This window comes from Oceanobacillus sp. CFH 90083 (assembly GCF_009389585.1).
GTDB lineage: Bacteria > Bacillota > Bacilli > Bacillales > Amphibacillaceae > Oceanobacillus.
This window is the reverse complement of sequence record NZ_VIYG01000023.1, coordinates 1-12,594: the sequence shown is the minus strand read 5'-3', so window position 1 is coordinate 12,594 and position 12,594 is coordinate 1. Positions and strand designations below refer to the sequence as shown.

11 protein-coding genes are annotated in these 12,594 nt (G+C 37.9%); 1 reads left to right on the top strand and 10 read right to left on the bottom strand.

What is annotated here, in order from left to right; all coding sequences use genetic code 11:
- Positions 1-5 precede the first annotated feature (5 nt).
- From FLK20_RS20165 to FLK20_RS20120, 10 genes are all read right to left on the bottom strand, one after another.
- A complete protein-coding gene (locus FLK20_RS20165) occupies positions 6-953 on the bottom strand; it encodes a phosphotriesterase family protein (protein ID WP_152658402.1) in 948 nt (315 codons plus the stop codon).
- 43 nt (positions 954-996) lie between these two features.
- Complete coding sequence (locus FLK20_RS20160; RefSeq protein WP_152658401.1) at positions 997-1,575, bottom strand: glucose-6-phosphate isomerase; 579 nt, start codon at positions 1,573-1,575, stop codon at positions 997-999.
- Between the two features lie 24 nt (positions 1,576-1,599).
- The gene (locus tag FLK20_RS20155) at positions 1,600-2,619 is read right to left on the bottom strand and encodes a zinc-dependent alcohol dehydrogenase (RefSeq protein ID WP_152658400.1); all 1,020 of its coding nucleotides are present in this window, start codon (positions 2,617-2,619) and stop codon (positions 1,600-1,602) included.
- 51 nt (positions 2,620-2,670) lie between these two features.
- Positions 2,671-3,696 carry a zinc-dependent alcohol dehydrogenase gene (locus tag FLK20_RS20150; protein WP_152658399.1) on the bottom strand — a complete coding sequence of 342 codons (1,026 nt, stop codon included), beginning with the start codon at positions 3,694-3,696 and terminating at the stop codon, positions 2,671-2,673.
- A 15-nt stretch (positions 3,697-3,711) separates the two neighbouring features.
- Positions 3,712-4,671, bottom strand: a complete 960-nt coding sequence (locus FLK20_RS20145) for an ABC transporter permease (protein ID WP_152658398.1) — start codon at positions 4,669-4,671, stop codon at positions 3,712-3,714.
- A 2-nt stretch (positions 4,672-4,673) separates the two neighbouring features.
- Positions 4,674-6,167, bottom strand: coding sequence for a sugar ABC transporter ATP-binding protein (locus tag FLK20_RS20140; RefSeq protein ID WP_152658397.1), 1,494 nt, complete (start codon positions 6,165-6,167; stop codon positions 4,674-4,676).
- Positions 6,168-6,353: 186 nt separating this feature from the next.
- Positions 6,354-7,421: a substrate-binding domain-containing protein gene (locus FLK20_RS20135; protein ID WP_152658396.1), complete on the bottom strand. Its 1,068-nt coding sequence runs from the start codon at positions 7,419-7,421 to the stop codon at positions 6,354-6,356.
- 166 nt (positions 7,422-7,587) lie between these two features.
- Positions 7,588-8,364 carry an SDR family oxidoreductase gene (locus FLK20_RS20130; RefSeq protein WP_152658395.1) on the bottom strand — a complete coding sequence of 259 codons (777 nt, stop codon included), beginning with the start codon at positions 8,362-8,364 and terminating at the stop codon, positions 7,588-7,590.
- Between the two features lie 71 nt (positions 8,365-8,435).
- Positions 8,436-9,947 carry a xylulokinase gene (gene xylB, locus FLK20_RS20125; RefSeq protein WP_152658394.1) on the bottom strand — a complete coding sequence of 504 codons (1,512 nt, stop codon included), beginning with the start codon at positions 9,945-9,947 and terminating at the stop codon, positions 8,436-8,438.
- A 54-nt stretch (positions 9,948-10,001) separates the two neighbouring features.
- Complete coding sequence (locus tag FLK20_RS20120) at positions 10,002-10,772, bottom strand: GntR family transcriptional regulator (RefSeq protein ID WP_227995190.1); 771 nt, start codon at positions 10,770-10,772, stop codon at positions 10,002-10,004.
- Between the two features lie 209 nt (positions 10,773-10,981).
- On the opposite strand from FLK20_RS20120, the gene FLK20_RS20115 reads away from it, so the two are divergent.
- On the top strand, positions 10,982-11,845 hold the full coding sequence (locus tag FLK20_RS20115) for a D-psicose 3-epimerase (RefSeq protein ID WP_152658392.1): 864 nt from the start codon (positions 10,982-10,984) through the stop codon (positions 11,843-11,845).
- Positions 11,846-12,594 lie beyond the last annotated feature (749 nt).

The following is a 12,594-nucleotide window of genomic DNA, read 5'->3' as shown; positions in this document are numbered from 1 at the left end:
TTATACTAAATTTTAGAAAATGCGATAGCAGGATTTCTTATCATAAACTTATCAATGGTTTCTTGCGGAATCCCGCGTCTGTGCATCAGAGGAATAAAACTTTCTATCATATAGTCCAATCCTATTTCTCCTCCATAGCTCTTCAAACGCTGGCGTGTTGTATCTAACCCTAATAAGATAGCGTCTGCAAACCCCCATTCCAGCATCTGCTTCAGCATTTCTACTTCTGATTCGTCATCATGGTATTTAAAACGGCCAATGGTATCATATTCTACAAAACAGCCTTTTTCAGCAATCTTTTTATGGGCTTCTATATTATCCAGCTTTCGATCTAAATGACAGATAATAATATTTTTCGGAGACACTCCTAATGCAATATATAGATCCGCCAAATACATTCCCTGTTCTACGGTTTCTGTATGACACATCATTGGTACACCCGTTTCTATGCTTGCTTGAGCGGCAGCTGCAAACCATTTTTTCTCTGGATCATTCAATCGTTCTTCATCAATAGCTGTTTTAATCAGGCCTGCTTTGTGGTTTATATATTCTTTTGGCAGGTGCGAATCTGTTCCAACATACATTCCTTTCGTCAGCTCATGGATAAAAACCTCTCTAAGTTCCTCCGTTGAAAAGGTTCGAATCCAATGATTGGCCGGATAAAAAGCAAGTTTATGAAAACCCGTTGAAGCAACTATATGTATCTTGGTTTGCAAAGATACCTTTGCTAATTCTTCCTCCATCCGCCCGCAGCCTAACGGCTGAGCATCTACAATAGCCTGACCTCCCAATGATTGAAACATTTCCAATTCAGATAAAGTAGCTGTATAATCATCGATTCTTAATGCAGGGTTTAATGTCGCGGGATGACCGTTGGCTAAAAATAGATGCTCATGGCTGTGACAAAAGCCTAATTGTGCTGGAGGAATAAGCCCTTGCACAGTTTGAATCATGTGTAATCCTCCTTTTGAAACATCACCTGACGGGTTCTTCCAATTATTCATTCACCCAATTCGGGTTATCGATAATTTCCGGTTTCCCATCTCTTTCAACAACTAGTTTACGAAAGCCTTTTGTCTCAATGGTTCCGTAATCATGTCCAGCATCTGCCCGAAAAGCAAAGAACGTAACTAACGGTTCATCCCCGGTATTAATACTTCGGTGTGCATATCTTCCAGGTGTATAGACAGCATTACCCGGCTTAAACTCACCTGCTTCCCAATCTCCTTCCGGGTTTTCCATCAGCAAATAGCCCTGTCCGCTTAGACAGTAATAGACTTCCGCGGTATCTAAAATTGTATGGAAATGCCCTTTTGTCATGTAGTATTCGTCGCCTACTTTACCTGGGTAAACAATACTCGTGCCGAAAAGGATATTTCCTTCTGTTTCCGGTAAATCGAGCTCATGAAATTCATACACAAGCCGGTCCTCCTTATCAACCACCTGCTGAAGAGCAGTTTCATCATTAAACATTCCTTTCATATTAGACAGGAAACGTTTGCTGGACACTTTTTCGTCCGACTTTCCATTAGCTAAATCAAAAAATAGTGAAAAAGGATTTACGTTATTTGTCATATTTTCTACACCTCTCTAGTTTATTTATTCCATTTCAATCATGACTTTCATGACTTTATCTTTTTGTTCATCGATCAAATCGTATGCATCTTTAAAGGATTTAAAATGCACATGATTGGTTATTAAGCTATCTAAATTTACAAGATTGTTTTTTACGAGTTCAATAGAGGTCAAATAGTCTTCCTCTTGATACATTGCGCTTCCTTTTAAGGTCAATTCATGATCCTGAATAAAGCCCATATTAATATTTCCTAAGTCTGCAAATACTCCCACTACGACAATCGTACTTCCTTTCCTGGCCACATTAATCGCTTGATCCATTGTTGGATTAATTCCTACACACTCAAAAATATAATCTGCCTTATCGGGACCAAAATGCTTGTCTACAGCACTCTCTACACTATCCTTACTAGCATCAACTGTCGCAATTCCACAATCCTCAGCAACCTTTAATCGATGCTTGCTCAATTCTGAAATAAGTACTTTTTCGGCACCTAATGCCTTTGCTGATTGAGCTACCAAGTTACCAATCGGCCCTCCTCCTAGAACCAGTACTTTTTTTCCTTTTACATCTCCAACTCGTTTTACTGCGTGAACAGCCACAGCTAAAGGCTCAATCAACGCTCCCTGATCCCAAGTCATGTCCTTTGGTAAAGGCAAGACTTTCCTGGCATCTACCACAAAGTATTCACTAGCCATTCCTGTCGTTTGAAACCCGAATACTTTTAACTCCTCACAGGCATTGTAATTATTATTTCTGCATGGATAGCATTTACCACAAACATCTTGGGGCTGCACAGTGACTTTATCTCCTGCCTTTAAATGCTCCACTTCTGAACCTATTTCAATTACTTCTGCCGCTACTTCATGCCCTTGTACCACAGGATAGCTCGTGTACGGATGCTTGCCATGATTTACATGAATATCCGATCCGCATACGCCAATACTTTTAATTTTAAGTTTTACTTGATGATCTTGTACTTCTGGAATTGGAATATCTCTATATTCAATTTTCCCAGGTTCAACCATAATTGCTTGCAGCATGGTACATTACTCCTTTATATTTTGGATTTATTTACTTATATTGAAAAAGGTTTACTCCAACATAATAATAGCTTTCTTTAAAATCTCCTTATTTTTCAATTTTTCAAAAGCAGTCTCTACCTCTTCAAATTGGAAGATGTCAGAAACATAATCCTCGAGATCTAATTTTCCTTCGCGGACAAATTCAATAATCTCTTCAAACACTGCTCCTTCTTCTTCCTTAGAAGGCATTTGCTGAAAATTGATCTTCCAGTTATATGGTGCTTCCGACCAATCCAATTCCATGCTGTTTTTCTTTGGCACACCGTAACATAAGATCTCTCCTCTATCTTTTATCAATGAAAGACCTTCATTGATAATGGCCGGCAGTCCAACAGCATCGAGAACTTTGTCAACACCATCTGGAAATAGCTTCTTTACTTCCTGTTTTACGTCTGAGCTATTGGTATTAATAATATAGTCCGCTCCATTTTGCTGCATCAGCTGTTCCTTGTCACTATTCCGGACAACAACGGCAACCTCTTGAACACCTGCTAACTTCATCAGCCGTAAGAATGCTAAGGCAACTGGTCCGCTTCCGTAGACTAATACTTTTTCATCCGCTCTAATATTGAAATATTGAATGGCGCTATAAACTTCACGTAATGTAATAAAAATCGAAGCATATTTATGATCTATATCCGGCGGTATAACTTGCTGTGCGTATGCTGCTTCGGGGACTTCTTCATCACCCTTAAAGGCTGCTGCATCATTAATAACACCATATTCACTAAACCCTCCCCAAGCAGAACCTAATCCTTCCCTGGGATCATTAAATGGAAGCAGAACAACGTCTCCTTTTTTAAACGAAGTAACCTCTGTTCCTGTTTCTACTACTCTTCCAACTGCTTCGTGACCCAGCATAATAGGATAGTCTTCAGCTGGAACCCCTTTGAAGCTTTTGTCGATTAACGTTTGATCTGTACCGCAAATGCCACAGCTCAAAACCTTAACTAATGCTTGTTTTTCATTGTAGGAAGGCTTTTCTATCTCAATCCTTTCCAGCACTCCATTTTCATTAACTGTAAGTGTTCTCATAAATGTTTACTCCCTTTAAACCGTTTTCTCTCGTTTACTTGTAACAATTTGAAGAATGACTGCTGCAATAATAATGAAGCCTTTGATAATATCCTGCGGGTAAGACGGAACGGACAGCAGATTCATTACATTTCCAATTAAGCCTAATACAAGCGCTCCAATAACTGCTCTAATAACAAAACCTTTTCCTCCTAAAAGACTTGCACCGCCGATAACACAGGCTGCTATGGCATCTAATTCAGCCATATTTCCAACAGTAGCACTTCCTGTAGAGGATCTTGCCGCTACAAACACTCCTGCCAGCGCTGCTAAAGATCCGGATAGTGCATAGGCAGACAGTACAAATTGTTTCGTCTTAATACCGGCTAATTGGACAGCGGTCGGATTGCTGCCTACTGCAATGATAGTTCTTCCCCAGCCTGTATATCTTTGTACTAAGGCAAATAACAGAATAATAGCAACCGTCATAATGATAATCGGAAAAAAGTTATCTCTGCTGACAATATTATTTAATGTCCCATTATCTACTTTAACTGGTGTTCCTGAAGTTAAAACAAATGCAACACCGCGAGCAATCGTCATCGTTGCTAAGGATGCAACAAAACCCTGTATTCCTATGTATGCAACAAGAATCCCAGTGAAAATACCAAAGATTGTACCTACCAAAACGGCGATTATCGTAGCTAAAATATAGTTCATTTCCAGTTCAGCTATCAATGTAGTCGAGACAGTCGCCCCTACAGCCATCACAGAGCCTACAGACAAATCGATTCCTCTAGTCAAAATAACGAATAACATACCAATCGCTACCAGGATCGGCGCTGCCTGCTGTAATGCAATATTTGTTAAATTCATTGCAGTGAAGAAATGCTCGGATAAAATGCCGCTTATAATCAGCAATAATACAAAGATAAAATATGTATTATAATTAATAAAAATATCTTTCACATTTAAATTTTTAAGCGATTGTTTCATTATTAGACCCCCATAGCCAGCTTAATTAAATTATCTTCCGTTAAGTTCTCTTTGTTCACTTCTCCAGCAACCTTTCCCATTCGCATCACTACAGCCCGATCGCACAGACCGATAATTTCTGACATCTCGGAAGCAATTACAATAACAGCTACACCTGATTCTGCTAATCTATTAATCACTTTATATATTTCTGTTTTCGCACCTACATCTACTCCTCTGGTAGGTTCATCCAAAATCATTACTTTACAATCTGCTGCCAGCCATTTTGCTAAAACAATCTTTTGCTGATTCCCGCCACTCAAGCTGTTTGCTTCATGATCAATATGACCATACTTCGTCCGAATGCTTTCCAGTAATTCTTTCGCATATTTCTTTTCTCGTTTATGGTTAATGATGTCAAATCTTTTAATTTTTTTCATTGCCGCAAGCGTTGTATTCATACGAATCGATTGCTCCAGTAATAACCCTTGCTGCTTTCTATCTTCAGGAACCAATCCTAATCCATTTTCAATCGCTTCTTTCGGACTTTTAAATCGGACATTTTCTCCAAAATAGACAACCTTGCCTGAATCTATTTTGTCGGCACCAAAAATGGCTCGCATCGTTTCCGTTCGTCCTGCCCCAATTAATCCACTGAATCCTAAAACCTCCCCTTTTTTTACAGAGAAGGATACCTCTTTAACCACTTCACCGGCATGAAGCTTGTCTACGATTAAAACCTCTTCTCCAATTTCTGCATTTCTTTCTGGAAAAAGCTGTTCCAACTCCCTTCCAACCATCATGGAAACTAAAGCATCTTTCGTAATCTCATTTGTGATAACGGTATCAACGTATTTACCGTCCTTAAGGACTGTTATTCGATCACTAATCTCAAATAATTCCTCCAACCGGTGAGAAATATAAATAATAGTTACACCCTCACTTTTTAATTGACGTATAATGGATAACAGTTTCTCCGTCTCTGAAAAAGTTAACACTGCTGTAGGTTCGTCAAAAACTAATATTTTCGAATCACGTGCCAAGCATTTTGCAATCTCTACAATTTGCTGGTTTGCTATGCTTAATTCTCCTACAACCGCATCTGGTTTAATATGGCCAAACCCTAACCTTTCTAATTGTTCTTTCGCTTTTTTCTTCAAACTTTTCCAATTAATGAACACACCGCCTTCTACCATACTATCGATGTAGATATTTTCAGCGACTGTTAAATCCGGTGCCAGCATAAATTCCTGATAGATTACAGAAACACCCATTTTAATCATGCTCTTAGGTGTTGTAGTCCTAGGAGCCTCATAACCATCTATTACGACCTCTCCTTCATTTTTTTGATATGCACCAGCAAGAATTTTCATTAATGTTGATTTACCTGCCCCATTTTCACCTATAAGTGCATGTATTTCTCCTCTCTTCACTTCAAAAGGAACATTAATCAGCGCTTTTACCCCTCCAAAATTTTTGGAGATATTGCTCATTTTAATAATATAATCTGCACTCATTATTTCAGTGCCCCCTTTATCCTAATTCATCATTCTATATTTTCTTGAAAGTAGTACATAGAGCAACGTAAACCAATAATTGATTATTTAGCTTAAGTTGTTGTATGTAGCCTACAGATTTGCGATTAGCAAGGCTCGTTATAGTAGAGCCTCACTAATCAACATTTCTATACTTTAATAGGATGTTTAAAAACCTAAATCAAAATATTCATCAACGTTTTCAGAAGTAATTGCAGCCGGCTCTGTTAATGTAATATCCGGGATAGACTCTGGATCTGCTCCATTTACCAGAATTTCTTCTGCTACTTCATAGCCAGTCTCAGCTACCAATGTCGGACTGTTTAGTCCTGTAGCAAAATACTTCCCTTCTCTTATAAGATCCATGGCTTCCTGTGCTCCATCAGCTGCCGAAACCAAATCCACATCACTGATTCCAGCATTTTCAAGTGCTGTCATTGCACCAAATAACATTTGCTCATTCTCTCCTAAAGCTGTGGTTAAGTTAGCATTTGCTGTAATCAAGTCTTCTGAAGCAGAAAGTCCTTCTTCTTCCGTCCATGATCCCCATCCTTGTCCAACAACAGTTAAGTCTGCATCTTCATTTGTTGCTCGGCCGCTTGCTGATAAATCGCTTTCAAATTCATGTGCAGCTTCCCAAGCTTCTTCTTCAGAAATACCTGCTCTAGCCTCAATGATTCCTGCAAATAAACCCGTTCTTCTTTCCAGGCCTGCTACATTTCCTCTGGCGCCACTTAGCAAAATGGCGATAATTTCCTCGTCGCCCATTTCAGCACCATATTCCAGCCCAACTAACCTGCCATTTTGTTCATTGTCGGAGTAAACTGTCGTTACATCATTGGCATCGTCATCTACACCACTATCCAGGTTAATTACTGGAACACCTGCGTCAGCAGCTGCATTAATTGCCGGGACAACCGATGAAGGATCAATCGCATCCACAAAAATCAAGTCTTTCCCCTGTGAAACAAAAGTATTGATATTATCTTGCTCTACAGTAGTATCATTCCCTGCGTCCAGCACATCTACATTCCATCCTCTTTCTTCTCCATACTCTTGTACTTTCTCAACCAGAGACACAAAATATGGGGAGTCCTGTGTTTTAATAGCAAATCCGATATCGAAACTTTCTTCACCATCTGCACTGTCTCCCCCTGATTCAGAATCCCCTCCGCCACATGCAGCTAGAAAGAATACTAAGCCTGCTATCACGATGAATAACTTCGAATACTTCATTCTAAAATCCCCCTTTTATTGATACATTGATACATCATCACTTTGTTACTACATTGTAATGTAATTATGTATCTATTGTTAAGGATTATATTACAACTTGAATGCGTTTTCAAGTGTTTTTTTATTATTTCATATATATTCTGAAATATATCCTGCTTCAAACAAATTAAACCGACGTAAATCCGCCATCCATAATAAGGTTCGTTCCAGTTGTATAGGATGCAGAATCAGATAATAAATAAATCACACCACCTGCTAATTCCTCCGGAGTCCCCATTCGTTGCATAGGCGTTTGGCTCACCCATAAATCGCGATAGTCTTTACGAACAAATGAGGTCAGCTCTGTAAATATATATCCCGGACTAATGGAATTAACACGAATGCCATGCTCTGCCCACTCTACCGCCAATGATTTTGTTAATTGAACAACTCCTGCTTTAGAAGCATTATAAGAAGCTTGTCTTTGCGGGTAATTTACAATAGATCCAGACATAGATGCAGTATTGACAATTGCTCCTTTTTTATTTCGATCAATCAGATATCTTCCAAATGCCTGTGCTACAAAGAATATTCCATTTAAGTTCACATCGATTACCTTCACCCATTCCGCCGGCTCTAAATCTACCACTGGTTTTTGCTTTACAATACCGGCATTATTGAATAACAAATCAAGATGACCGAAATCTTTCTCAGCATCTAAAAGCGCCTGTTGTATTTGTTCGGGTTCGACAACATTTACTGCATAAGCTTTAGACTTACAGCCATATTTCTCTTCAAGCTCATTCGCCGTTATCTTCGCTTTTTCTTCCTGTAAATCAAACAGAGCAACATCTGCACCTATTGCAGCCATATGTTCCGCAACTTCTTTTCCAATACCTTGAGCTCCTCCAGCTACTAGCACAACTTTATTTTCCATTGAAAATAATTTTTTTAATGCTTCCATTTCACTAACCTCTTTTCTATTTTTATCATTATCCTTTTAAAGACCCTCATATATAAATCGTTCACCAAATATCAAAACTTTTCATAGACAGGTTTTAAAGCAAAATATACTTCATCGAACAACGCTTTTACTTTATTATAAATTGGATTATTTTCTGGTTGAGGCAGTGTTACACTATTTATTTCCAAGAAATCATCAATCACATTGAAATCTTTATACATTCCGACTCCTACACCTCCAATAATTGCAGCCCCCATCGAACTCGCTTCCTCCAATACCGTTGGGGTGTTTACTTTTACATTAAAAATATTAGCTATTATTTGTCGCCAGACTGGACTTTTCGCACCTCCTCCCACAACTACCAATTCATTTATTTCCATTTCTTCCCGTAAAATTTCAAGTATAATGGAAAGGTTTAAAGTGACCCCCTCCATAACACTCCTCATAATGTCTGCCCGGGTTGTCTCGGTTTTGAGACCGATAAAAGCTCCTTTTGCATTCTCGTCCCATCTTGGTGCACGTTCCCCTAGTAAATATGGCAAAAATATTAAGCTATTTGCGCCTGCAGGAGAGGATTCAATTTGTTCATTAATATATTCATAAGGTGAGGTTTCATTTTTATCTGCCAAATAAGATTCAAACTTACAAACCTCTTCTTTAAACCAGGACAATGCACCTCCAGCTGTTTGCATTGTGCCATTTGGTGCGTAATATCCCGGTATTGCATGCGCCCATGTAACCGTATTCATTTTTTCAGAAAAAATCGGTTCTTTTGTTGTAGTTGTCACCCACGCAGATGTCCCTAGTGAACAATATGTTCTTCCAGGTTTAATTGATCCTGCTCCTACATTTGCTGTAACACCATCCCCAGCTCCAATTACAACCGGAGTACCAACAGCCAGACCCGTTTCTTCAGCTACTTCTTCCAAGACTCCCCCTGCAATAAAAGTGGAGGGCTTTAATTCTGGCAATTTCTCCTTGTCTATACCAGCATATTCTATTATTTCATCAGACCATTGCAAATTTTTCAGATCAAAACAGGCAAAGCTGTTGCCATCAGAATAATCCGTATAGACATTCCCTGTTAATTTTGCAACAATAAAATCCTTTGCATTCAAGGCTTTAAATGTTTTCTGATAAATTTCTGGTTCATTTTCTTTAATCCACATTAACTTCTGTACCCCGTAAGAAGGTGTATTTCTATGTCCCACTATGTTATAAAAATCTTTTTGGGATATGTGCTGACCAATCTGTTCTGCTTGTTTTGCTGCCCTCTGATCTGCCCAAATAATGGCATTTCTTAAAGGTGTTATTGATTCGTCCACACATAAACACCCCATCATCTGTCCACTAAAGCTGACTGCTGCGATATCTTTTGGATTGATTTTATGCTCGTTCAACATCGACTTTGTAGAGTCGCAAACAGCTCTCCACCAATCTGTGGCATCCTGCTCTGCACAATTGCCATTGAAATAGTTCGTCTGATAACCTGCAATTTCACTGCCAATCAGCTTACCATCTTCAGAGAATAAACTTGCCTTGTTGCCGGATGTACCAATATCATGTGCTACAATATACTTCATCCTATCACCTTCTCAATTTAAATATTTTGAAAATTTATTAAAAAAAGTTCATATTCATGAACTTTCTTTACCAGTAGAAATTGTTATTTCAAATGTATTTTGATCTCCTCTATACCTGGCTGTAGAGTACTCTATTGGTTCATCAAACACATTATAGCCCACAGTTATAAACTGCTGAATGGCATGATTTTTGGTTAAATCAAGATATTTTATATCTTCTTCATTAGGCATACGTGCTTCAATCTGGCGATGTACTTTGCCGACATTCGTTTGATTGCTTTTAGATAGTGCAGAGTATAAGGACTCTTTTTCCAAGTCATGGTTCAAAACAAATGCACACTTATTATAGCTAAGATATGTTTTTACCATTACAATCGGCATTCCGTCTGCAAATCTTCTCCGGTAGATATATATCGCTTTATCGTCTTTAGATAGCTGCAATGCATCTGCTACATCATCGGAAGGTTCAACAACTTCAAAATTGAGCACTTCTGTACTTGGGTTTCTTCCCACTTGAATCATTTGTTCGTTAAAAGAACCTATCGCCTGCACAAAGTTTTGATTTATTTTTGGTCTGGATACAAAAGTCCCTTTACTTTTCACCCGATATAACCACCCCTCTTGTACCAGCTCTGTTATTGCTTGCCTAACAGTGGTTCTGCTAATTTCAAAATGTTCGCTCAACTCTAGTTCTGTTGGAATAACACTGCCTACTTCATAATCCCCTTCCTTGATTCCCTTTAAAATGATTTCTTTCAATTGAAAGTAAAGTGGAATAGGTACATTTTTGTCTAAACCTGCTTTGTCTAATACATTCTTATCCAATTTAATCGCTCCTTTTACTACCATATTACATAAAATCACTTCATTAATAAACTTTAATTAATATAGAAGAAGCAATTAAACCTAGTACAGCCTTGACAAAGATTAATCAATAGATTTATGATACATAACATAGCATTGTCACTATATAGTAACATAATAACTTTAAATACTCAAGATAGATTGTAATCTATCAAAAATGGAGGGATTTTATGGATATCGGAGTTTACTTTGCTTACTGGGAGCAGAAATGGGATGTAGATTATGTACCATACGTAAAGAAGGTTGCTGATCTAGGATTTGACATATTGGAGGTTGGAGCGGCAGGCATTGTGAATATGTCAGATCAAGAATTAAAAACGCTTAAAAACGAAGCAGAGAAATACAATATCCGTCTCACTGCCGGATTAGGTTTGCCAGAGAAATATGACGTATCATCTGAAAATGAAGAGATACGAAAAAATGGAATCGCATTCATGAAGAAAGTGTTGGATAAATTGGATAAAGCAAACATCCGTAAAATTGGTGGAATTATTTATTCACATTGGCCAGTCGATTATTCAAAACCTGTAGATAAACCTAAAACCCGCAGCATTGCAATCAAAAGCATAAGGGAATTAGCGGATTATGCCAACCAATACAATATTATGTTATTAATGGAGACGGTGAACCGGTTCGAACAATTCTTGGTAAATGATGCAGATGAAGCAATTGCATTTGTTGATGCTATTAATAAAGATAACGTAAAAGTGATGTTAGATACTTTTCATATGAATATTGAAGAAGATAATATTGCCAATGCTATTCGTAAAACAGGATCTAAGCTTGGTCATCTTCACATTGGTGAAGCTAATCGAAAAGTTCCCGGCAAAGGTCATATATCGTGGGAAGAAATAGGAAGTGCTTTACGAGACATTGATTTCCAAGACGATGTAGTAATGGAGCCATTTGTAAAACCCGGTGGGAAAGTTGGTCTGGATATTCGCGTTTGGAGGGATTTATCTAATCAAGGAGAAGAAGCCGATCTTGATAAAGATATAAAAGAATCCTTAGCATATGTAAGAAGTGTGTTTTAGATTGAATTTAGGCTGATGAACAATAGACTGACGTTTGATATTTCTGTTCTTTAACTTTAAAGCTAGTTGAAAATTGCTTATTTGTGGATTAATTAAACTCGAATAGCTTCTATTATATGGAGATTTATCAAGAGAGTTTGTTGAATATAGACTAAGTTGGATGCTATAATATAATAAAATAAGCATGTGTAAAATTTTTCAAAAGCATAGGAATTTAAATAACTGGTGCTAACCTCAGGTAAACATAGATTACTAAGGAGGTTAGCACCTCGTTGTTTATAAGGGATTTAAAGCGCAAAGATGAAAAATTAGCTTTATTTTGTTATATTAAAAGTAGGTTAGCACTTTTTAGCATCTGAAACCTTGATGTATAAGTCTTTAGACTATGTGCTTTCACATCTTGTATAGGTGTGTGGATTGAAATCCTATAATAGCGATTAAGAACAGACATCTGCTCAATTCACATCTTGTATAGGTGTGTGGATTGAAATAACAAGCGTTCCTCTATCATCCCCCTTTTTAGATTCACATCTTGTATAGGTGTGTGGATTGAAATTTTTCGCAGTTAAAACCTTTAATTGTTGATTTTTTCACATCTTGTATAGGTGTGTGGATTGAAATTTTCGTTCCAATTCCGAGAAAGTCCAGTACACCGCTTCACATCTTGTATAGGCGTGTGTGGATTGAAATACCGTTTCAAAATATAGTTACACTGATAATTTAGTGCTAACCTTAGGCGAACATAAATT

Excerpts from the sequence above, each read along its gene's own strand:
- FLK20_RS20165 (WP_152658402.1), bottom strand. The coding sequence starts at position 953 with ATGATTCAAACTGTGCAAGGGCTTATTCCTCCAGCACAATTAGGCTTT.
- FLK20_RS20160 (WP_152658401.1), bottom strand. The coding sequence starts at position 1,575 with ATGACAAATAACGTAAATCCTTTTTCACTATTTTTTGATTTAGCTAAT.
- FLK20_RS20155 (WP_152658400.1), bottom strand. The coding sequence starts at position 2,619 with ATGCTGCAAGCAATTATGGTTGAACCTGGGAAAATTGAATATAGAGAT.
- FLK20_RS20150 (WP_152658399.1), bottom strand. The coding sequence starts at position 3,696 with ATGAGAACACTTACAGTTAATGAAAATGGAGTGCTGGAAAGGATTGAG.
- FLK20_RS20145 (WP_152658398.1), bottom strand. The coding sequence starts at position 4,671 with ATGAAACAATCGCTTAAAAATTTAAATGTGAAAGATATTTTTATTAAT.
- FLK20_RS20140 (WP_152658397.1), bottom strand. The coding sequence starts at position 6,167 with ATGAGTGCAGATTATATTATTAAAATGAGCAATATCTCCAAAAATTTT.
- FLK20_RS20135 (WP_152658396.1), bottom strand. The coding sequence starts at position 7,421 with ATGAAGTATTCGAAGTTATTCATCGTGATAGCAGGCTTAGTATTCTTT.
- FLK20_RS20130 (WP_152658395.1), bottom strand. The coding sequence starts at position 8,364 with ATGGAAGCATTAAAAAAATTATTTTCAATGGAAAATAAAGTTGTGCTA.
- xylB (WP_152658394.1), bottom strand. The coding sequence starts at position 9,947 with ATGAAGTATATTGTAGCACATGATATTGGTACATCCGGCAACAAGGCA.
- FLK20_RS20115 (WP_152658392.1), top strand. The coding sequence starts at position 10,982 with ATGGATATCGGAGTTTACTTTGCTTACTGGGAGCAGAAATGGGATGTA.